Below are 22,105 nucleotides of genomic sequence, written 5' to 3' on the forward strand. Positions count from 1 at the left end.
GGCGGCGACGGCCAGCAGCAGGTGGGCCTGGTGCCGGGGACCGGTGCGCCGGCGGGCGGACACGGCGAGCAACGCGGCGGCGGCGGTCGCGACGGAGCCGCTCAGCACCGCGACGGTGACCATCCCCGGGGACGACTGCACGCGTCAACTCTGCCGGATCCGCGCCCTCCGTGGGGCACCGGGTGTGCAACTGTTGGGACACAGGGTGTACGGCGGGGGGTCGCCGCGCGGGCGGTGTCAGACTGGTAGCCATGCCTGAGCTGCGGTCGAGGACATCCACCCACGGTCGGACGATGGCCGGCGCCCGGGCCCTCTGGCGGGCCACCGGGATGACCGACGACGACTTCGGCAAGCCGATCGTCGCCATCGCGAACAGTTTCACCCAGTTCGTACCCGGTCACGTCCATCTCAAGGACCTCGGCGGCCTGGTGGCCGACGCGGTGGCCGAGGCCGGCGGCGTGGGCCGGGAGTTCAACACGATCGCGGTGGACGACGGCATCGCCATGGGCCACGGCGGCATGCTCTACTCGCTGCCCAGCCGGGAGCTGATCGCCGACGCGGTCGAATACATGGTCAACGCGCACTGCGCGGACGCCCTGGTCTGCATCTCCAACTGCGACAAGATCACCCCCGGCATGCTGCTGGCCGCGCTGCGGCTGAACATCCCGACCGTCTTCGTCTCCGGCGGTCCGATGGAGGCCGGCAAGACGGTGGCGATCGAGGGCGTCGTGCACTCCAAGATCGACCTGATCGACGCGATGATCGCCTCGTCCAACGAGGCGGTCACCGACGACCAGCTCGGCGAGATCGAGCGCTCGGCCTGCCCGACCTGCGGCTCCTGCTCCGGCATGTTCACCGCCAACTCGATGAACTGCCTGACCGAGGCGATCGGTCTGGCGCTGCCCGGCAACGGGTCGACGCTCGCCACCCACGCCGCGCGCCGGTCGCTCTTCGTCGAGGCCGGCCGCACCGCCGTGGAGATCGCCAAGCGCTGGTACGACGAGGACGACGCCTCGGTGCTGCCCCGCGCGATCGCCGGCCGGGAGGCGTTCGAGAACGCGGTCGCCCTCGACGTGGCCATGGGCGGCTCGACGAACACGATCCTGCACCTGCTCGCCGCCGCCCGCGAGGCGGAACTGGACTTCCAGGTGGCCGACATCGACGCCATCTCCCGGCGGGTGCCGTGCCTGGCCAAGGTCGCCCCGAACTCGCCGGACTACCACATGGAGGACGTGCACCGGGCCGGCGGCATCCCGGCCATCCTCGGCGAGCTGGACCGCGCCGGCCTGCTCCACCGCGACGTGCGCGCGGTGCACTCCCCCAGCCTCGACAGGTGGCTCGCCGACTGGGACGTGCGCGGCGGGTCGGCCACGCCGGAGGCGGTCGAGCTGTTCCACGCCGCGCCCGGCGGGGTGCGCACCACCGAGCCGTTCTCCACCACCAACCGCTGGTCGTCGCTGGACACCGACGCGGCCGGCGGCTGCATCCGGGACCGGGAGCACGCCTACAGCGCGGACGGCGGGCTGGCCATCCTGCACGGCAACCTGGCGCCCGACGGCTGCGTGGTGAAGACCGCCGGGGTGCCCGAGGAGTGCCTGACGTTCCGCGGGCCGGCCAAGGTCTACGAGTCGCAGGACGACGCGGTGACCGCCATCCTGGCCAAGGAGGTCGTCGCCGGGGACGTGGTGGTGATCCGGTACGAGGGCCCGAAGGGCGGCCCCGGCATGCAGGAGATGCTCTACCCCACCTCGTTCCTCAAGGGCCGAGGGCTGGGCCGCGCCTGCGCGCTGCTCACCGACGGTCGCTTCTCCGGCGGCACCTCCGGGCTGTCCATCGGGCACGTCTCCCCGGAGGCGGCCTCCGGCGGACTGATCGCGCTGGTCCGCGACGGCGACGAGATCGTCATCGACATCCCCGGCCGGTCCATCGAGCTGAACGTGCCGGCCGACGAACTGACCGCGCGGCGGGTGGCGGAGGAGAAGCGGGACCGCCCGTACACCCCGACCGACCGGCAGCGCCCGGTGTCGGCGGCGCTGCGCGCGTACGCGTCGATGGCGACCTCGGCCAGCGACGGCGCCTACCGCCGCGTGCCCGAGTAGGCACACCGCCACCGCTCGGCGACGGGTGGTCCGGGGCGAGCGAACCCTCGCCCCGGACCACCGATCGTCCGCTACGTGCCGCCGAACGGATCGGGCAGGAACAGGAACTCCTTGGCGAGGGCACGGACCTCGACCCACTCCGGGGCCGTCGACAATGCCTCCGGCTCCCAGAGGTGGGCCTTGTCCGCCCCGCTCATCAGGTCGAGCATCTGGTCGATGCGACGGGCCGACGCGGCCTGCGCCGGATCGACCAGCTCGGCCTCCTCCAACGGTTCCAGGAGAGCGACCACGGCCTCGAGCTGCAACGCCAACTCGTCCGCCGAGCCGCCGACGCCGGCCCTGCGCAGGTACTCCCGCTGGTCGTCGGGCGCCAGCGCGAGTCGGGCGACCGCCCGCGTCAGCCCACACAGCACCGAGGTGACGCGGGCGGGATGAAGGAGATCGTCCGGGTCGTAGCCCGGCGCCTGGGACATCGGATCACCTCTCCGGAGCGAAGCCGTCACTTCAGCTGGTCGAGCTTCCACTGCGGCAGCTTCTCCCGGTGCTGAGGCAACCTGGCCTCCGGCTTGTTCGGCTGCTTGACCTTCCAATAGGGCAGCTTCCCGTGATGGCCACCGCCGGGATGCCACTGGATCATCCTACCGGTGGTGAACTGCTTGCCCCGCTTGACGGCATACTCACGGAACATCCACCCCTGCCCCTTGTGGGAACCCTTGCCGAGCTTCTCGATCTGCCAGCCGGGCGACCCCTTGACGATGGCTTCCACCTGCGCGGGTGCCATGTCGTAGAGCAGGTACGGGTTGACCATGATGTCCTCGACGGACTCGAGCTGGGCACCCACCGGCCGAACAGCCGACCCCGGGCCCGCCGAGGCCGTCGTCGCCGCGGCCGCCCGAGGCGCGGCGGGCAGCGCCACCGCGTCGATCGCCGGGCGGGACGCGGCCGCCGACGCTCCGGCCAGTGGCGCGAAGAGGCCCCCTACGACCGCTCCCCCGATCATCCCGTTCGTGACGTCGGTGTTGAACTCGTCGATGTCGAAACCCTCGCCCTGGGCGGCGTCGACCGCGTGGCCGGTCGCCGCTGACGCGCCCCCGGCGAGGGCACCGCCGACGACCGCGGCCGTGACGGCGCAACCCACGCCCGCGGTGGCTCCGCACAGCGCGGCCACACCGACACCGACGGCGACCCCGACCGCGACCTGTGCGACGAACTTCCACGGGTCTTCCTGGTAGGAGTCGACCACGGACTTCGCCGCCGCACTGACGTCGTCGACGACGGTGTCGACAGCCGAACTCACCGCCCCCTTGGCCTTGTTCCAGAGCCCGGAGAAGAGCAGGCCGCTGGGATCGGAGAAGCTCGGCGGCGCATTGTTGCCGTAGGCGTAGCCGTGCATCTGCTGGGGGTCACTGGTGTCGATGATCGGGTCGACGGAGATGAAGCGACCGGTGCTCGGGTCGTACTCGCGGGCGCCGAGATGGGTCAGACCTGTCGGGTCGATCGTGCCTCCGACGAAGCCACGGTCGCCGGCCCACGCCGTCGGAGCAGAACCACGGACCTCCCCGAAGGGCAGGGTCCGCCGTCGCTGGACCAGGAGGTCGGTCGCCTTCAGGCTCAGCTCAGCAGTGTTGTGCTGGTCCGTGACGAACCACGTCAGACCACCGGCCTTGGTGCGGACCGCGATCTGCTGGTCCAGGTGCGTGTAGTAGCGGGTGCAGGTGGCGGCCGTGGACCCGGCGGCGACCTTCACCTCCATGCCGTTGGGCAGATACAACGTGCTCCCGCCGCCCTGCGGGTCCCGCCGGATGAGCCGGTTGCCCTCGGCGTCGTACAGGTAGCTGACGGTCCGACTGCCGGTCTGCGCGGAACTGAGACGGCCCTCGTTGTCCCAGGTCAGATTCTGCGACGTGCCCGCCAGGTTCCGCACGGTGGTGTTGCCGGACTCGTCGTACTGGTACGTGTCCACCTGGTCGGCGCCGACCGGGCGGTCGGTCGTCACGTCCCGCAGCTCGTGCGGTCCGGACCCGGCCACACCGCCCTGCGCCGGGTAGCGATAGGTCCGGACGGTGTCGCCGCCGGCCGCGTGCAGGATCTCCCTGCTCCGGCTACCCGTCTGCCCGGCCGCGTCGTTGTACTCGTAGCTGTGCCAGTAGGGCGCCGGCCCGCCCAGACCCGTCACCGACCGCGTGACGTCGCCGCAGTCACCCGCGCCGGGGGTCCAGGCCTCCTTCAGCCGGCGCAGGTGGTCGTAGGTGAAGCACTGGGTGTCGGTGGACTGGCCGTACGGCGCGTCGTGGACCCGGGTCAGGTTGCCGGCGTCGTCGTAGTCGTAGCTGATGTCGGCCGGTACCGAGGTGCCCTCGGGCGACACCTTGGTGTTCCGCAGCCGGTTGGTGCCGTGCTCGATGGTGTAGTTGATCTGCACCCGTTTGCCGAACGCCCCCAGGGTCCGCTCGACGAGCTTGCCGACCTTGTCGTACCCGACGGAGTAGACGTAGATCCCCAACCCGGACACGAACGTCGTCGGAGCGCCGACATCGTTGTAGTTGAACAGCATCTGCTCAGCGGCGAGGTCGTTCCGCACCGCGGGCAGGATGGTCGAGGCGATCTGCCCGTCCGGCTTGTACTGCGAGGAGAACGTGTACGAGCAGGGGTCCGCGGCGGTGGACGCACAGAGTGCGCCCTCCGTGCTCGGAATGGTCACCCGGGTGCCGCTGGGCCGGCCCGCCACGTCGTAGCCGGTCACCTCGTTCGTGTACTGCCGACCGTTGTCGAAGCGCACGGAGCTGGTGAGTTTGCCGATGCCGTTGGTCAGGGTGTCGTAGGTCCACTGGGCGCGGACCGGACCGGTCTCCGAGCCGTCGCGCAGCGTTGACTTCCGACCCAGCTCGTCGTAGGTCGTCACGAGGATCCGACCCCGCTGGTCCGTCACCTTGGTGATCTGGCCGCTGAGGTTGTACTCGGTCTGACTGACGCCCTTGTCCGGGTCCTCGTCGCGGACCTTGTGACCACGCTGGTCGTACGCGTACTTCCACTCGTTGCCGGCCGCGTCCCGGATGTTCGTGAGCTCACCGCGGTCGCTGTAGGTGTAGCGCGTCGTGTCGAAAGTGGTCGCGTCCTTGAACTGTCGCAGTTCGACGGTCCGCCCCTGGGCGTCGACCAGGCTCGCGGTCTTGGTGCCTCCCTTCGGCGGCGTGACGGTGGTCAGGTCACCCTGGTAGGCCGTGCTGGTACGCCACTTCTCCTCACCGCCGATGCCCTGGACCTTGAAGATCTCGGCGGTCGGCCGGCCCGCACCGTCGTACAGGTACTCGGTGAGCGACGGCGCCACCTCCCGACCCGCGGGCCCGAGGAGTTCGGTGCTCACCGCGGCGTTCGTGGTGTCGTAGTGCGGGTGCGTGGTCCACCACTTCAGCCCGCGGGAGTCGTAGTAGACGTCGGTGACCGCTCGACCACCGCCGGGCGCCTGCGTCTGGGTCTGCCGTTCCCGCAGCCAACCGTCGTAGAGCGTGACCGACGTCTTGTAACCGGTCCCGGTCGGGAGCATCTTCCGCGTGGTGACCGCGGTGGGCTTGGTGTTGCGGACCAGGTAGCTGAACTCCAGGTTGCTCGTCTGGGTGGCCCGGTCCCGCCCGGGCAGCCACACCTTGACCAGCCGGCCCAGCCCGTCGTATGCCAACGCGGTCTTCGCACCGTTGGGATCCACCGTCTGCGACGGCATGTTCCAGGCGGTCGCGAACGTGGTGACGGTCTTGTGCCCCTTGGGGTTGGTCACCGTGGTGCTGGTGACCGGACCCGCCGTCTCCGGCACGTACTCGGTGGTCGTGGTGTGGTTCAGCGCGTCGGTGCCGAACTTGACCCGCCCGTTGGCGTCATAGCCACTCGTGGTGATGGTCGACCAGACCGGCGAGCCTCCCTGCCAACCGCTCACCTCCTCACTCTTGACCGGCAGCCCTCGCACCGGCAGATCGGTGTCCCAGTCGTTGTTCACCCGGTCGAAGGTGGTGCGGGATTCGGACAGCAGGTCCCCGGGCAGGCTCACGGTGGCGGTACAGGCGACCCCCACCTGCTGCGTCCGCTTGACCTTGTCCAACATCCAGACGGTCCCGTTGCGGGCGTACCAGGTGCGGGTGCAGGTGTCGTCGGCCGCCGTGTTCTCGTCACCGAGGTCGTTGACCTCGTAGGGGAGGTTGTCGGAGTTGTACTTGGTGGCCGTCTGCGTCCAGCGGACGCCGTCCGCCTCCGAGGTGGTCCTGCTGTAGGTCCTGACCTTGGCGGTATTGACCATGTACGCGCGCAGCGAGTTCGCCGAGGCGGTCTGCACCGGAGTGGTGGGCGTGTTGATGCTGCCGGACACCCACGGTCCGGTGGCGCCGTTCAGGGTCGTCTCCTCGAGGAGCTGCCCCGCGTACGCGTCATGGTCCTCGACGCGCCCACCGAAGGAGTCCTCCACCCACACGTCGCGGGTGCCGCTCGCCTGCCTGTCGCCGTCCATGCCGCGCAGGTAGCGGTACTCGGTGGTCAGCTGCGTTCCGGTGGCCAGGCCCTTACGGACCTTGACGTGTCCGTATCCCCGGAACTGACCCCAGGTACGTTTCTTCTCCTTGACGAGTTCGCTGTCGTCGAAGTGCCAGGCGGGATCGTCGAGGTAGTCGTAGTAGACCTTCTGCGCCTCACCCGCGCCGGTGTTGTCGTTGGTGTCGACGAAGTCCACGACATACTTGTGGAACCAGTCCAACACCGGAGTGGTGCCGTCGTTGCTGTAGTACTGCGGCATACAGCGCTTGGTGTTGGTCGACGGCGTGGGCAGCGCGGACCGGACGCAGTCGAGTGGCTTGAAGGTCACCACGACCTGCGCACCGGTCTCGGTGGTGATGGTCCGGACCCGCCACCTGAAGAGTGCCGTCTTCCCGTCGTCCGGGCCGTCGACCCGGTTGGGCAGCGGGTCCGCCCCGGGGTCGAACACGATCTCCGGGTCGGAGGCCGCGGAGCCGCCGGCGGTCGTCACGTGGCCGGTCCTGGTCAGACCTCGCAGATACATGGGGATGCCCTCGCCGTACGGGTATCCCGCATCCAGGTACTCGTGACGCAGCGCCCAGGACTCGACGTCCACGTACGCGCCACCCGAGGTGTGCACCTGCGCCCGGATCTTCGCCAGGCGCTTCTGCGTGAAGTAGATCGGGTTGAGCTTGTCGGTGCACGGCGACGCGTGGCAGTAGCGGTCCCACGGGGTGTCGGGCCAAGCCGACGGCACCGCCCTGCCATTCGAGTCGTAACAGGTCGCACCGGCCTTGCACCGGTCCGCGACGTCGAACATCACGCGGGCCGACGCGTAGGTGGTCGACGGCGCGTCGGCACGGTTGCCGTACTCGATGCGGGTGAGGTATCCGCCGCGGTCGTAGGTGGTCCGTTTGGTGGCGTCCGACTCGCGCCCGTAGGCTCCGGTCTCCTTCGTGTAGAAGAGCGTCATCGTGTTGCCGTGCGGGTCCACGACGTAGTCGAGATTCCACCGCCAGGCCTGCGTCTCGCGGGACGCGGCGAAGTCGTTAGCCACGTAGCCCGACTCACCCGGGTGGTTGCCGTACACCTGCGTGGTCCACACCGACTCGGTCGCGGTGCCGGCACTCGCTCCGCCCATACCGTGATGGCGGCCGAAGTAGTACTGCGTACCGTCCGGCGTGGTCACCCGCCAGTACTCGCCGTCGTTGTCACCGTTGCCCAGCGACGTGTCCTTGAGCAGCTCGACCTTGGATCCGTCGTCGCTGACCCCCTTCCAGCGGCCGTTGCCGGCGTCGACCAGCTCCGTGGATCCGCCGTTCAGCGACAGGGTGGCGTTGTTCCGCCACCAGCACTGGTCGCCCGTCTTCTTCGTCTTGTTGTTCGGTGCCTTCCCGTCGACGTCATCGGTGTCGTCCGCGCATCCCTGATAGGTGCGCTCGACATAGCCGGGCCACATCTCCCAGCCGTCGCCGATCCAGGAGCCCTGGTTGTTGGTGCCTGCGGTGCGTCCGTCGATCGACTGCGAGTTGTACGACAGGGACAGCGAGGGCTCCGGGCCACCGACGCCGGGGACCACACGCAGCGGGTACGACCAGGCGAAGGCGCCCGTCTGCGCCGACACCTCCCAGGTCGAGGAGGGCGACAGGCTGGTGGCCGTGTAGTCCCCGTTGTCGCCGCTGTCCCCGGCGGCGAGGGCGATGATGCTGGACCTGTCGGCGGCGCCGACCGGCGCCACGGCGGACACCGTCCCGTCCTGGAAGTCCCGGCGCGAGACCAGCGGGGTGGCCGTGGTGCAGCCGGCCAGCTGCGGGGTGGTGAGCGCGCATTCCGGCAACGCGACCAGACGGGCCCGGGCCGCCCAGTCACCGCCGAAGGCCGCGGCGACGGAGCGGTAGTCGACGGCGACGGCTGCTCTCGCCGGTCGACGTACCGAATCGGCGCGGTTCACCTCCAGCAACAGCCCGTCGATGCCGGCACGCTTGGACCTCGACCGGTCGTGCACCCGCACGGTGACCGCCTGCAGGGGCTCCTCGCTGCCCCGGGCGGCGGCAACCTCGGCTCCGGGATCCTCGACCGGGGCGACGGACACCGGCGTCCCGGGGGCTCGTACGAGTCCGTTCCGTCCGGCCCTGCCGGTCGCCGCCCGGCTGGCGAGCCGCGGCGCCCGAGAGACGTCGACGGTCACCGAGCCGGCGGCGGGCCAGGCGACCGCGACGTCACCACGTACTTCGCGTTTCGCTGCCGTCCATGTCGGTCGCGGTGTCCAGTCGAGCTGGTGGAGCGGGATCCCCGCCGCCTTGGTGGCGTCCGGCGGTTTCCAGCCCGGTGCCGCGAGGGCGGGCACCCCCGGGATCAGCGTCACCGCCAGGACGGCGGCCATCGGCCATCCCAGCCAGCGAGTGCGGTTCGCCAGCCGGGACATCCCCGGCGGCCGGAACCGGCCATAGGTCCTGGACATGTACGCGGTCCTTCCATCGCCGACCCGGTCGGCGCTCGGCATTGCAGAAAGTCGGACGGCCACGGATGCGGGTCGCGCGGGACGCGACCCGCATCCGATGCTCAGGTGAGCGCGAGGAACTCGATCTCGACGTCTTCGGGCACCCGCTGCCATGCCCACACCTCGTCGATGTCCCCGATGAAGGCAGCGCTCACGGTCGGGCGGCCCCAGCCGGAACTGGCGAACCCGCGGCCGATGGCGAAGGAGCCGGTGCTGTCCCAGACAGAGGTGAACGCGAGCGTCTTGACCTCCGTGCGGGCGGGATCGATGAATCCGCTGGTGTCCCTGTAGTGCGCGTAGAGCTTCATGACCCCGGTCGGCCCGTCGTAGACGGCAGCGAGGTGTACCCACTCGCCGGCGACGACCGGACTCGTGGCGCAGACCCGGGACACCGCAGCGGAGGTCGAGTCACCGGCGGCCATCGAGAAGCAGTACTTCTTGTCGACGCTCTGGTAACCGAGTTCGAAGATGGTCCGGGCGGTGCCCTGTTGTGAGACGGCCGTGCGGTTCGCGCTGGTGTCGGTGACTCGCACCCAGGCGGCGACCGCGAAGCTGCGTCGCTCACCGGTCTCCGGATGCAGACCGGTGGCGAGCACCGGCACTCCGGTGCTGAATCCGCCGCCACCACTGAGACGCGCCTCGTAGTAGCCCTCCGGATAGGGGGGCGTGAGCACACCGGTCGGCGTGAAGGTCACGCCGTTGCCCGAACTGAGCGTCGGCTCCTCGTAGGAGTAGGTCACCGCGCGGTTCCCGGTACCGTTCTCGATGCCCACCGTGGCGTAGGTCCCGGTCTCCAGTTCGTCGCCGTCCAGGATGTCCGCGTAGGCGAAGGTGATGGCGCCGTCTTCGCTGATCTGCGCCTGGAAGGTGACTCGGGCGGTGAGGTCCTCTTCGAAGCCGGCGTTGCGCCACTCGACCACGAACGTGCGGTTGGGCGCGGTCCCCACGGTGGCCGTCCGGACACTCGACGCGGCGTCGAGCTCGAGGGTGGTCCAGAACGGGTAGAGAGCGAGGTTGAACTCCGTCGGCTCAGGGATGGGACCGTTGAGCCACCACGGATCGGACGGCTCGGCGAAGGTGAGTGCACCGTTGGTGGAGATCCACGCCTCGTTGTAGGAGCCGCCGTAGAAGGGCATGGCGAACGGCAACGAGATCTTGGCCAGCTCGTCGTCGCCGGTGAGTGCCACCGGGTCACTGGCCGGGATGAAGGTTCGCGGACCGCTGCTCATGGTGTACTCGGCCGCGGTCTCCGGCAGGAGGCGTCCCTGTGGCCAGCTGACCGTACCCGAGAGGGTCCCGTGGTGCGGCTTCGTGACCAGATCGACGTCGTCGTTCGCATTGCCGTCGAGCTTCCAGTGACCGGCTTCGGGGGACGGCGAGCAGACGCGGAACTCGTAGCGCGCCTCGCCGAAGCGGCCCGCGCCGTCGTAGGCGCGCACGCGGAGTACCCGGAGCATGTCCTTCTGCGGTTTGACCGTGATCACCGCGGTCTTCGGTCCGGTGCCTGCCGCGGTGATCGGAGCGCTGAAGGCGCCGCCGTCGAGTGCCCAGGTGAACTGCAGGACGCTCGTCTCGGCGCTGAGGTTGAAGGTCGCCTGCACACCGATTCCGCCGCTGCACGCTCCCGACCCGTCGTCCTCGAAGTAGAGGGCCGCGTCGGCCGGTTTGACCGTCGGCACCGCCGGCGCGGTGGAGTCGGTGGAGAACGCGAACCAGCCGGTGTAGTCGGAATAGACGCCCTGCTCGTCCTTGCTGCGGGCTCTCCATCGATAGTTGCCGTTGTTGAGCGCCGGCGTGACACGCCACTTGGCCGGTTGCGCGGGGTTGGTGGGGCCGGTCGCGTAACCCGTCTTGACACCGGTGGCCACGACCGCGCCGGCGGAGGTCTGCACCTCGAAGTAGACCGCCAGGATCGTGGCCGGGTCCGGATCGGTCGCGAAGACCGAGAGCTCCGGATCCTTGCGGCCGATGAGGGGATTGTTGGTGCAGTTCAGGTAGCAGTCGGAGATCGCCTGGCCGGTCGGCTTGTTCGGCTTGCGGTTGTAGGTCGCGGTGAGGAAGGTCTTGTTACCCAGGAAACGGGTCCACTGGTAGTCGTCCGACTCGTTCGCGGCCCGCAACCCCACGGCGAAGCGGTTCGAGTTGTTGCTGGCGCCCGCCTGGAGCTTGGTCTTCAGGGTGCCGGCGAAGACATTCGTGTCGTCGCCCTTCGGGCAACTCGACTCGTTGGCGCTGAACGTCTTGGTGTCGACGCGCGCCACCCAGTCGCCGTCGGAGTCGTTGTACCAGGTGTAGGAGCCGGGACTCGAGACGTACTGGGTCTGCCACAGCTGGATGCTGGTACTGCCGCAACTCGCGGTGTGGTCGGCCGTGACCGACAGTTCCGCCGAGGTGATGGTGCTGCCCTTCAGTTCCGTGGTGTCGAACTGCACGTGGGCTCGCCAGACGTTGGACGTCCCCCACTGCCGACCCACCCGCATCTCGGAGTACTCACCGTAGTAGGAGCGGTTCGGACTGTCGTCCATCACGTTCGTGTACCACATCGGCGAGGGCTTCGAGAACGCCGGATCGATCGTCACCGGATAGACGGTGTCCGGCGCGTCGAGCATCTGCCGCAGCGGAGACACCGACAGGTGGCCGCCCGCGACGTCGACCGGCATGGTCTCGATCCGGTGCGGCGACGGCTCCCCGGCCTGCGCCGCCCGCTCCTTCTCCAACGCGGCCGCTCGTGCCTTCGTCACCTTGCCCAGCGCCAGCTCACGGGGAGAGACCGCGGGTGCGGGCGAGTCCCACATCGTCGCGGTCGTCGAGGCGTAGACGACGGATGACCTGCCGTCGACCGCCTCGACCCGACCGTCGGATCGCTTGCGCAGGGACAGGCCGTCGGACTGCACCCGGAACGACACCCGTCCCAGCCCCGGGTTCCCGGCGGCTTCGCGCGTCTTGACGACCAGCAACTGACGGTAGGACTCGGCCTCCACCTCGACGCGCAGGTCGATTCCGGGCATCACCTCGGCGTACGTGGCGGAGTTGCCGTCGAGGACCGGCTCGGGCAGCGGCCCGCCGGGCCAGTACAACGAGTACCGCCTGCCGGGGCGACCGAAACTGAGCAACGCGGCGTCCCCGCCGGCGGACAGGACGATCGGCTCCACGACGGCACGGGCGGTCACCCCGCCATCGGGTCCGCGCTGCAGTGTGGTGTCGATGTCCCGCCAGTGCGCCCCTCGACGGACGCGCTGCGGTACGGGTGAGATGACCGAGGTCAGGGAGCCGTCCGGGTTCGCGAAGGTCTGCGACCGCTCGGACCGTCGGGAGACCACCTCCACCCGCTCCCGGCACGCCCGGGCGACTGAGAGTGCGTCCGTCTCGGCCGGAGCTTCCGCACGACACTCGGATGCCGGCGCTGCCGCGGCGTGACCTGGTGGCACCGAGACCGGAAGTAACACCAGGGCCAGGATCGGAATCAGACGGCGGACGAGCGGACGCGGCATGGCGCCTCCTGACAGGGCGTCGGTAAGTGCGCAGAACTTAGCAACGAGTCGGCCTTCTGTGGGGGCAGTTGACCTTCGCCCTGACCAACAACTGTCCGTTGTAGACAGACGTGCCGTGGAAGCCTTGTCTCCAAGGGCCGACGGCCGGTGTCGATGGGCTGCCGGACGAACGAACCTCCGACGGGGCCCCGCCAGACATCCGTCGCCGGTAGGGTCCCGCGGCGTGGAGACGACGGTGAGTTACGCGCGACTGGTCCGACCGGCGATCGACCGGGTGTACGTGGGCGCCCGCTGGGCGGCCCGCCCCCGGATGGAGGCGTTCTACGCCGAGCGCGGCTGCGAACTCGGCGCCGAGAACAGCTTCTTCTCCGGCGTGCTGGCCCGGCCGATGCCCGCCGAGGCGCTCGCCGACGGCCTCGTCTACGGCGACGGGGACATGAGCCGGGAGCTGGAGCAGGGCATCTTCGTCCGGGACGACGAGGGCGCCTGGCACCTCACCGACCTGGGGCGGGAGCTGGTGCTGTTCGCGCAGCGGGCCACCGGCGAGGCCGCCGAGGAGCTGTGGGGGGCGCTGCTGCCGGGGGTGCTGCCCGGCCTGAGCATCGTGCCCCGGCTCGCGGAGCTGGTCGGCCGGGTGCTGGCGCACGCGCAGGCCACCGGCGGGCCGGCATTCCGGGCCATGTCCCCGCCGTACGAGCCGGCGGACGCCTCCCCGGCGCTGCTGCTCGTCACCCGGCTGGGGTCGCTGCGACACCACCGCGCGGACGCGCACCGGGCCGCGTGGCGGGCCGCCGGGCTGACCGCCGACGGGATCCGCGCACTGCCGGACGGGCCGGAACGCGCGGCGGTCGAGGCCGACACCGACCGCCGCGACGAACCGGCGTACGCGGTGCTCACCGAGGCCGAGCGGTGGGAGCTGCTGGCCGGCCTCGCCGCCCTGCCCAACTAGGGATCAGGGCTGGTCCGGGTCCTCCTCGACCGGCGCCGTGCCGTCGATGGGGAGCCCGGCCTCGGAGAGCGACTCCTCGGAGGTGTCCAGGTCCGCGTGCGGGTCCTCGGGCGTCACGTCGGGGTCGGCGCCCCCGGCGTGCAGTTCGGAAAGCTCCACCGGATCAGTCATGCCGTCCAGGTACCCACCGGACGCCCGCCGAACCGGGGTGTTAAGCGGGGCCCCCGCCTCTACCGAAGGCGTTAAGCGGGGGCCCCTCCTTAGCTGTTGACGCAGCGCAGCACCGGGCGTGCGGTCAGCGCGTCGGCGTCCAGCGGCGTGTCCGCCCGCACCGTGAAGACCGCCGACTCCCCCGGCAGCAGCGTCACCAGCGCCTGGTCGACCTGCGCGGACGGGTCCAGCCGGTCCGGGAAGACGGTCAGGTCGCGCAGTACCGTGCGGGCCGTCACCCGGACCCGCTGGCCGCCGTCCGCCGGCTCGACCGAGGCGTCCCAGTCCGCCGCCGGCCAGTCGACGTCGCGGTCCTCGGCGAAGAACCACAGCGCCCGCTCCGCGGTGTCGCCGGCCTCCGCGACCAGCAGCTCGCGGCGCGCCTCGTCCGGCCGCGCCAGCTCCGCCGGCAGCGGCAGCACCACCGAGGAGTACGCCGGGACGTCGAGGTCGACCGAGGTCTTCGCCCTCGGCTCCCCGGCCAGGGTGAGTCGGGTGACCGTGGCCGGCCCGGTCCACGCCTGCCCGGTCTCGTTCACCGCGACCAGGGCCAGTCCGCCGTCGCGCGGCTGCACGGTGAGCAGCCGGTCGGCGTAGGCGCGGCGCAGCGCGTACCACAGGGGTTTGCGCCGGCCGTCGCCGTCGACGGCGGCCCAGGAGGTGACCGGCCAGCAGTCGTTGAGCTGCCACACGATGGTGCCGGTGCAGACCGGCCGGTGCGAGCGGAAGTGCTCGACCCCGAGCTGGATGGCGCGGGCCTGGTTGAGCTGGGTGTAGTAGTGCCAGTCGTCGAAGTCGGCGGGCGGCGGCAGGTGGGCGTCGAGCCCGCGCTGGAGCTTGCGGTCGCCGTCGGCCGCCTTCTGGTGGTGGGCCATGCCCGGCGAGTCGTGGGCCAGCGGCTCGTCGGAGATGGCCCGGCGCAGCGTCGCGTACGCGGGCGGGGCCTGGTAGCCGAACTCGGCGACGAAGCGCGGCACGTACTCGCGGTACTTGGTGTAGTCGTCGTCGTTCCAGACGTCCCAGATGTGCATGGTGCCGTGCGCCGGGTCGTTGGGGTGGATGTCGTCGCTGCCCGACCAGGGGCTGCCCGGCCAGTACGGGACGGTCGGGTCCAGCTCGCCGACGGTCGCGGGCAGCAGCTCCAGGTAGTAGCCGCGTCCCCAGGTGCGCCCGGCGAGCGGCTCCTGCCAGTCCCAGTCGTGCCAGCCCCAGATGTTCTCGTTGTTGCCGGTCCAGAGCACCAGCGACGGGTGGCCGGCGAGCCGCGTCACCTGTTCCCGCGCCTCCGCCTCGACCTCGGTGCGGAACGGCTCCTCCTCCGGGTACGCCGCGCAGGCGAACAGGAAGTCCTGCTGCACCAGCAGCCCGGCCTCGTCGGCCAGCTCGTAGAAGTCGTCCGACTCGTAGCGGCCGCCGCCCCAGATCCGCAGCAGGTTGACGTTGGCCCCGAGGGCCTGGTCGAACCGCTGCGCCAGCCGGGCCCGGGTGACCCGGTTGGGGAACGCGTCGTCGGGGATCCAGTTGACCCCCTTGACGAAGATCGGCACGTCGTTGACGTGCAGCGTGAACGGGGTGCCGTGGGCGTCGGGTGTGGTGTCGAGGCGCACCGAGCGGAAGCCGATCCGGCGGGACACGGCGTCCAGGTCCCGGCCGTCGGCCGCCCGCAGGGTCACGTCGAGGTCGTGCAGCGGCTGGTCGCCGTACCCGACCGGCCACCACAGCGCGGGGTCGTCGACGGTGAGGGCGAGCACGGCGGTGCGCTCCCCCGCCGGCACCGCCACCTCGGCGGCGACACCGGCGACGCCGGCGTGCACGGTCAGCGGCTCGTCGCGGGCCCGCTCCACCTCGACGTGCAGCTCCACCCGGCCGACGCCGCCGTCGACCGTGACCAGCGGCCGGACGGTCGCCAGCCGGGCGGTGGACCAGGCGTGCAGCCCGATCCGCTGCCAGATGCCGGCGGTGACCACCGTCGGTCCCCAGTCCCAGCCGAAGTTGCAGGCGGTCTTGCGGATGAACTGGAACGGCTCCGGGTACGCGTTCGGCCGGTCGCCGAGCCGGTCCCGGTGGGCCTCCGCGTAGCGGTACGGCGAGTCGAACCGTACGGCGAGGGTGTTGTCGCCGGGACGCAGCAGCGACCGGACGTCGAAGCGGTAGGAACGGTGCTGGTTCTCGGTGCGACCGACCTCGACGCCGTTGAGCGTGACCGTCGCGACCGTGTCCAGGCCGGCGCAGGCCAGGTCGACGCGGTCGTCGCCGCCGGGCTCGTGGTGGAACGTGGTCTGGTAGACCCAGTCGGTGCGTCCGATCCAGGTGAGCCGGTTCTCGTTGTCGTCGAGGTACGGGTCGGGGATGAGGCCGGCGGCGAGCAGGTCGGTGTGCACGCATCCGGGCACGGTCGCCGGCACCGCCACCCCGGCGATCTCCGGCGGCACCTGCGGGCCGGGCAGGGCCCGCAGCGTCCAGCCCTCGTGCAGCAGCGTGGAACGGCTCACGACTTCACCGCGCCTTCCATGATTCCGCGGACGATCTGGCGTCCACCGATGAACAGCATGAGCAGCAGGGGGATGGTGGCGATGAACGCGCCGGCCAGCACCCGCCGGTAGATCACGTAGTTGCCGCTGGCCAGGTCGGAGACCGCGACCATCGAGGTGGGGAAGTCGGTGCCGCTGAGCGTGATCAGCGGCCACTGGAAGTCGTTCCAGGTGGCCACGAACGTGAGCAGGCCGAGCACCGCCAGGGCCGGTCGGATCGCGGGCAGCACGATGGTGCCGTACACCCGCATGGTGGTGGCGCCGTCGACCCGGGCCGACTCGACCAGCTCGTCCGGGACGGTGTTGACGATGAACTGCCGCATGTAGAACACGCCGAACGCGGTGACCAGGCCGGGCGCGATGACCGCGAGCAGGGTGCCGTTCCAGCCGAGCTTGCCCATCACGATGTAGAGCGCCACGATGCCGAGCTGGTTCGGCACGGTGAGCGTCAGCACCACGAAGAGCATCAGCGCGTTGCTGCCCTTGAACCGCAGCTTGGCGAAGGCGAACCCGGCAAGCGAGCAGAAGAACAGCACCGAGGCGGTCACCACGGTCGAGACGATGACGCTGTTGACAAGCGACGCGGCGAAGTAGACGTCCTGGAGGGAGAAGACCTCGTCGACGTTGGTCAGGAACCGGTCGCCGGGGACGATCGCCGGCGGCAGCTTGGCCAACGCCTCGTCGTTGCTGGTGGCGATGACGAACATCCAGTAGAGCGGGAACGCGGCGAACAGCATGCTGACCGCGAGCAACAGATAGGTCCAGAGGCCGGCGGGGGTCTCCTGCGGCGCGCGGGCCATGGCACGCCGCTTGCGCCGGGCCGGCGGCGCGCTCGGCCGCGATGCCAGGGCGGTCATTTGCGTCCTCCCGAGAGTCGGTTCGTCAGCAGGTAGTTGACGCCGGCGACGACCAGGATGATCAGGAACAGCGCCCAGGACATGGCGGCGGCGTAGCCGAGGTTGAGGTCCTTCCAGCCGACCTTGTAGATGAGCTGGGCGATGGTCTGCCACTCACCGTTCGGCCCTCCGGTGGCGGCCTGGGCGTTCGGGTCGAACAGCATCGGCTCGGTGAAGAGCTGGAGGCCGCCGATGGTGGAGAGGATCACGGTGAACAGGACCACCGGCTGGATCATCGGCACGGTGATCCGCCAGAGCTGCTTCCACTGGCCGGCGCCGTCGATCGCGGCGGCCTCGTAGACGTCGCGCGGAATGGACTGCATGGCGGCCAGGTAGAGCAGCGCGTTGTAGCCGATCCACTTCCAGTTGACCATGGTGGCGATGGCGATCCAGGCGTGCAGCTTGTCGGCCCGCCAGTCGATCGGGTCGTCGGCGCCGCCGATGCCCAGCAGGCCGAGGACCCAGTTGGCCATGCCGAAGTCGCGGGAGAAGAAGACGCTGAACACCATGGTCGAGGCGACGATCGGCGTCACGTACGGCAGCAGCACGCCCACCCGCCACCAGGTCTGCGCCCGCAGCTGCCGGTTGAGCAGCGAGGCGACCAGCAGGGCGAGCAGCAACTGCGGCACGGTGGAGAGCAGGAAGATGCCGAAGGTGTTGTAGAGGGCGTTCCAGAAGTCCTCGTCGGCGACGAGCCGGCTGAAGTTCTCGAAGCCCGCCCAGTAGGGCAGCGTCGGGTCGTCGAGCCGGTAGTTGCGCAGCGAGACCACCGCGTTGAACAGCAGCGGGAACAGCCCGAACACGATGAAGAGCAGGAAGAACGGCGCGATCATCAGGTACGGCATGTAGCGCATGTCGAAGCGGTACAGCCGGTTGCGCCAGGTCAGCCGCCGGTCGTGGGCCCCGGGACGGCCGCGCTCCGGCGCGGGTCGGCGGCTCGGCGGCGCGGGCGCGGCACGGGTGCTGGACATCGGATCACTCCAGAGCCGGAGAGGGTGGACGGGTACGGCGGTGCCGGAGCGGTCGGGTTCCGCTCCGGCACCGGTGGTGCGTCAGGACTTGGCGGCCTTGTCGGCCTCCTTGACCGCCTCGTTCCAGGCGGCGTCCGGCTTCAGCGACTTGTTCTCCACCCGGCGGATGACGTTCTCCACCGCGACCCGGGTCGGGCCGTTCTTCTTGCCCAGGTACTGCGGGGTGAGGCCCTGCGCCATCTTCGGGAAGATCTGGCCGACCGGGGCGTTGTTGAAGAACGGGTTCTTGAAGTCGGCGATCGCCGGGTCGGCGTAGAGCGCCGGCTGCGACGGCAGGTTGCCGACCTTCTTGAAGATCTCGATCTGCTGCTCCGGCGCGACCAGCCACTCCAGCAGCTTGTACGCCTCGTCGACGTGCTTGCCCTGCTTCGGGATGGTCAGGAACGAGCCGCCCCAGTTGCCGCCGCCGCCGGGGACGGCGGCGATGTCCCACTTGCCCTGGGTGCCGGGCGCGGTGTCCTTGATGTGGCCGAGCATCCACGCCGGGCAGGCGAGCACCGCGAACGCGCCGCTGGTGAAGCCCTTGTCCCAGTCGGCCTGGAAGCTGACCAGGTTGGCCGAGAGCCCGGAGTCGACGGCCTTGACCGTGTAGTCGAACGCGACCTTCGGGCCCTGCTCCATCTGGAGCTGCTCCTGGTCGTTGTAGAAGCCCACCTGCTGCTGGCCGAGGATCGGGTTGAACAGGTTGGTGCCGGCGTCGATGAACTTCTTCTTGGTCTTGCCGGTGTACTGCTGGCCGACCTCCAGGAACTTGTCCCAGGTGGGCCAGAGCGCGGAGACCTGGTCGCGGTCGGTGGGCAGGCCGGCGGCCTTGAACAGGTCGGTGCGGTAGCACATGGCCAGGCCGCCGACGTCGGTGCCGAGGCCGATCTGCGTCTTGCCGTCGGCGGACAGCGACTGCTTCCACTTCCAGGGCAGGTACTTGCTCTCGTAGGAGCCGGCGCCCTTGTCCAGCAGGTTGACGAACTTGTCGGACTGGCTGCGGAACTGGACCATGAAGCCCTCGTCGATCGCCGCGATGTCCGGCGCGCCGTTGCCGGCGACGAGCTTCTTCTGCAGGTCCTCGTGCTGGGCGTTGTACTCGCCCGAGTTGAGCTGGATCTTGACGTTGGGGTGCTCGGCCTCGTACTTGGTCTTGAGGTCCTGCAGGCCGAAGTCGCCCCAGAAATTGATCTTCAACGTGACCTGACCGTCGGCCGCGTCCGAGCCGCCGGTGGTGCTCTTGCCGCTACAGGCGGCGACCATGACCAGGCTGACGGCACCGACGGCGGCCGTGCGCGCCCAGTGCGTCCAGGACCGTTTCATGTCATCCTCCGCGCCGAATGGGAACGCTCCCGAGATCGAGAGACGTTGACTGAACCGGATAAGTGAGGCCACCGTACGGTTCACCTTCGGCACTGTCAACGGCCGGTTAACAGCGAGGCCGTCCCGTAACCTTCGACGACGGATGGGAGCGCGACCATGCGTGGTGGAGCGCTTTCCGGAGCAGTTTCGTGAGCGCAGGGGGTGGCGGACAGGGGTGGGGGTAGCCGTACGCTGAACCGCACAAGTGACGAACTGTGCAGTTCAGTCGTGGAGGGTCCGCCGCGCCGACCGGTCGGCGAGCCCGGTGCAGTAGCGTCACTTGCCGCCGGCCACCCCGGCGGTCGAGAGCGCCCGCGAGGGCCGGACACAGTGGAGGACGCTGCGGTGAAGCGGCCGACCATCGCCGACGTCGCCCGACGCGCCGGAGTCTCCAAGGGCGCGGTGTCGTACGCGCTCAACGGGCAGCCCGGCGTCTCCGAGGCGACCCGTCAGCGCATCCTGGCGATCGCGGCCGAGATCGGGTTCAGTCCGAGCAGCGCCGCCCGGGCGCTCTCCGGCGCCACCGCCAAGGCGGTCGGGCTGGCACTGTGCCGGCCCGCCCGGATACTCGGCATCGAGCCGTTCTTCATGGAGCTGATCAGCGGCGTCGAGGCCGAGCTGTCCGCCCGCTCGTACGCGCTGACCCTCCAGGTGGTGACCGACCAGGAGGCGGAGATCGCGGTCTACCGCCGCTGGTGGGCCGAACGCCGGGTGGACGGGGTCTTCGTCTGCGACCTGCGTACCGACGACCGGCGGGTGCCGGCCCTGGAGGAGCTGCAACTGCCCGCGGTGGTGATCGGCGGCCCCGGGCACACCGGCAGCCTGGCCAGCGTCTGGTCGGACGACGCGGCGGCCCTGGTCGAGACCGTCGAGTACCTGGTCGCGCTCGGCCACCGGCGGATCGCCCGGGTCGGCGGCCTTCCCTCGCTGCTGCACACCGAGATCCGCACCGACGCGTTCACCGACGTGTGCCGGCGGCTCGGGCTGGACGAGGCGAGCACGGTCTGGTCGGACTACACCGGCGAGGAGGGGGCGCGGGCCACCCGGCGCCTGCTCAGCTCCGCCAACCGTCCGACGGCGGTGATCTACGACAACGACGTGATGGCGATCGCCGGGCTCTCGGTGGCCCAGGAGATGGGGCTCGCCGTCCCCGGCGACCTGTCCATCGTCGCCTGGGACGACTCCCCGCTCTGCCAGCTGGTGCACCCGCCGCTGACCGCGCTGGGCCGGGACATCCCGGCCTACGGGTCGCACGCGGCCCGGCAGCTCCTCGCCGTGATCGCCGGGGAACCGGTGAGCGGACTCCAGGACGAGACCGCCCACCTCACCCCGCGCGGCAGCACCGCGCCGCCGCGCGCCCGCTGAACCGGTTCAGCTCCCGGGTCACCGGTCCTCACCGGGACGCCGACGGATACTCCTCGAACCACGCCTCGACCCGCTCCGCGGTCGCCGGCCGGGCCAACGCGAAGCCCTGCCCGTACCGGCATCCGGCCCGGCGCGCGCCGGCCACCTGACCGTCCGACTCCAGCCCCTCGACCACCACCTCCACGCCGAGCCGGTCGCCGAGGTTGGCCACCACGTCGATCAGCGGGCGCTGCCCGTCGGCGCCGGGCGCCACCAGGTGCGGGCCGACCTTGAGCAGGTCGATCGGCAGCCGGCGCAACTGGGCCAGCGAGGCGTGCTCGGCGCGGAAGTCGTCGAGCGCGGTGCGCACCCCGAGCGAGCGGAGACCGGCCAACCGGGCCACCACCGTGGACAGCTCCGCGCCCACCGCCGGTTCCGCCACCTCCACCACCAGGCGCTCCGGCGGTACGTCGTACGCGGCCAACGCGGTCGCGGTACGGGCCACGAAGTCCGGCGCGGCCAGCTCACGCGGGGTCACGTTCACCGCCATCCACAACTCCCGGCCCCCCTCCGACCAGGCGGCGAGCTGCCGGCAGGCCCGGTCCACCACCCACCACCCGACCTCACCGAGCAGGTCGAGGTCGGCCGCCACCGGCAGCAGTTCCGTCGGCAGCACCGTGCCCAACGCCGGGCTGCGCCAGCGCAGCAGCGCCTCGGTGCCCACCGGCATCCGGTCGACCAGCGCCACCACCGGCTGGTAGACCAGGTCCAGCTCACCCCGGGCCACCGCACCGGGCAGCTCCCGCTCCAGGTCGAGCCGGCGGACCAGCTGCTCCTCCAGGTAGGCGTCGTACCACTCGACCCGGTCCCGGCCCAGCTGCACCGCCCGTCGCCGGGCCAGGCCGGCCTGACGGAACACGTCCTCCGGCTCGCCGCCGGTGGTCTCGGCCAACCCCACACCCACCGCCAGCCGGACCACGGCCCCCGCCCGCCGGTACGGCTCGACGAGCGCCGCCAGCAGCCGGGTACCCAGCGCGTACGCGAGCACCGGACCGAGATCGGTGAGCACGGCGTACTCGGTGTCGCCGACCCGGGCGACCAGGTCGTGCGGGCCGCAGCCGGCCCGGAGTCGCCGCCGCACCTCGGCCAGCACCGCCGCGTCCGGCGCCGTCCCGTCCTCGCCGTGCAGGTCCAGCACGAGCAGTGCGCCGCCGCT

At 70.5% G+C, this 22,105-nt stretch carries 12 protein-coding genes; 3 read left to right on the forward strand and 9 right to left on the reverse strand.

All coding sequences use genetic code 11. From position 1 onward, the window contains the following. Positions 1-251 precede the first annotated feature (251 nt). Positions 252-2,099, forward strand: a complete 1,848-nt coding sequence (gene ilvD / locus HUW36_RS06980; RefSeq protein WP_174527366.1) for a dihydroxy-acid dehydratase — start codon at positions 252-254, stop codon at positions 2,097-2,099. A 71-nt stretch (positions 2,100-2,170) separates the two neighbouring features. Here ilvD and HUW36_RS06985 read toward each other — a convergent pair whose 3' ends face one another. The 3 genes from HUW36_RS06985 to HUW36_RS06995 all read right to left on the reverse strand — a co-directional run bounded on the left by HUW36_RS06985 (position 2,171) and on the right by HUW36_RS06995 (position 12,263). After that, positions 2,171-2,572, reverse strand: a complete 402-nt coding sequence (locus HUW36_RS06985; RefSeq protein WP_174527367.1) for a hypothetical protein — start codon at positions 2,570-2,572, stop codon at positions 2,171-2,173. Between the two features lie 26 nt (positions 2,573-2,598). After that, entirely contained in the window at positions 2,599-8,685 is a 6,087-nt protein-coding gene (locus HUW36_RS06990; RefSeq protein ID WP_174527368.1) for an RHS repeat domain-containing protein, read from the reverse strand. A gap of 470 nt (positions 8,686-9,155) precedes the next feature. Next, on the reverse strand, positions 9,156-12,263 hold the full coding sequence (locus tag HUW36_RS06995) for a LamG-like jellyroll fold domain-containing protein (RefSeq protein ID WP_174527369.1): 3,108 nt from the start codon (positions 12,261-12,263) through the stop codon (positions 9,156-9,158). Positions 12,264-12,819: 556 nt separating this feature from the next. On the opposite strand from HUW36_RS06995, the gene HUW36_RS07000 reads away from it, so the two are divergent. Beyond that, positions 12,820-13,533 (forward strand): hypothetical protein, encoded by a 714-nt coding sequence (locus HUW36_RS07000; protein WP_174527370.1) that lies wholly within the window; start codon positions 12,820-12,822, stop codon positions 13,531-13,533. Between the two features lie 3 nt (positions 13,534-13,536). On the opposite strand, the gene HUW36_RS07005 is transcribed toward HUW36_RS07000, so the two are convergent. The 5 genes from HUW36_RS07005 to HUW36_RS07025 all read right to left on the reverse strand — a co-directional run bounded on the left by HUW36_RS07005 (position 13,537) and on the right by HUW36_RS07025 (position 19,506). Then, complete coding sequence (locus HUW36_RS07005) at positions 13,537-13,704, reverse strand: hypothetical protein (RefSeq protein ID WP_174527371.1); 168 nt, start codon at positions 13,702-13,704, stop codon at positions 13,537-13,539. Positions 13,705-13,793: 89 nt separating this feature from the next. Next, the gene (locus tag HUW36_RS07010; RefSeq protein ID WP_174527372.1) at positions 13,794-16,235 is read right to left on the reverse strand and encodes a glycoside hydrolase family 2 protein; all 2,442 of its coding nucleotides are present in this window, start codon (positions 16,233-16,235) and stop codon (positions 13,794-13,796) included. Beyond that, entirely contained in the window at positions 16,232-17,074 is an 843-nt protein-coding gene (locus tag HUW36_RS07015) for a carbohydrate ABC transporter permease (RefSeq protein WP_174527376.1), read from the reverse strand. The genes HUW36_RS07010 and HUW36_RS07015 overlap by 4 nt, the downstream gene beginning before the upstream one ends. 53 nt (positions 17,075-17,127) lie before the next feature. Continuing rightward, on the reverse strand, positions 17,128-18,141 hold the full coding sequence (locus HUW36_RS07020; RefSeq protein WP_174527373.1) for a carbohydrate ABC transporter permease: 1,014 nt from the start codon (positions 18,139-18,141) through the stop codon (positions 17,128-17,130). Positions 18,142-18,222: 81 nt separating this feature from the next. Further along, positions 18,223-19,506: an ABC transporter substrate-binding protein gene (locus HUW36_RS07025; protein ID WP_174527374.1), complete on the reverse strand. Its 1,284-nt coding sequence runs from the start codon at positions 19,504-19,506 to the stop codon at positions 18,223-18,225. A gap of 384 nt (positions 19,507-19,890) precedes the next feature. Between HUW36_RS07025 and HUW36_RS07030 the strand changes: the two genes are divergently transcribed. Then, complete coding sequence (locus tag HUW36_RS07030; protein ID WP_091580620.1) at positions 19,891-20,910, forward strand: LacI family DNA-binding transcriptional regulator; 1,020 nt, start codon at positions 19,891-19,893, stop codon at positions 20,908-20,910. Between the two features lie 28 nt (positions 20,911-20,938). On the opposite strand, the gene HUW36_RS07035 is transcribed toward HUW36_RS07030, so the two are convergent. Beyond that, on the reverse strand, positions 20,939-22,105 hold a 1,167-nt coding region (locus HUW36_RS07035; RefSeq protein ID WP_174527375.1), incomplete at its 5' end, for a bifunctional diguanylate cyclase/phosphodiesterase.

The sequence above is a fragment of the Micromonospora maritima genome (assembly GCF_902825405.1).
GTDB classification, from domain to species: domain Bacteria; phylum Actinomycetota; class Actinomycetes; order Mycobacteriales; family Micromonosporaceae; genus Micromonospora; species Micromonospora maritima.

Coding starts and splice junctions, on each gene's coding strand:
- ilvD (WP_174527366.1), top strand. CDS start 252: ATGCCTGAGCTGCGGTCGAGGACATCCACCCACGGTCGGACGATGGCC.
- HUW36_RS06985 (WP_174527367.1), bottom strand. CDS start 2,572: ATGTCCCAGGCGCCGGGCTACGACCCGGACGATCTCCTTCATCCCGCC.
- HUW36_RS07005 (WP_174527371.1), bottom strand. CDS start 13,704: ATGACTGATCCGGTGGAGCTTTCCGAACTGCACGCCGGGGGCGCCGAC.
- HUW36_RS07015 (WP_174527376.1), bottom strand. CDS start 17,074: ATGGCCCGCGCGCCGCAGGAGACCCCCGCCGGCCTCTGGACCTATCTG.
- HUW36_RS07020 (WP_174527373.1), bottom strand. CDS start 18,141: ATGTCCAGCACCCGTGCCGCGCCCGCGCCGCCGAGCCGCCGACCCGCG.
- HUW36_RS07025 (WP_174527374.1), bottom strand. CDS start 19,506: ATGAAACGGTCCTGGACGCACTGGGCGCGCACGGCCGCCGTCGGTGCC.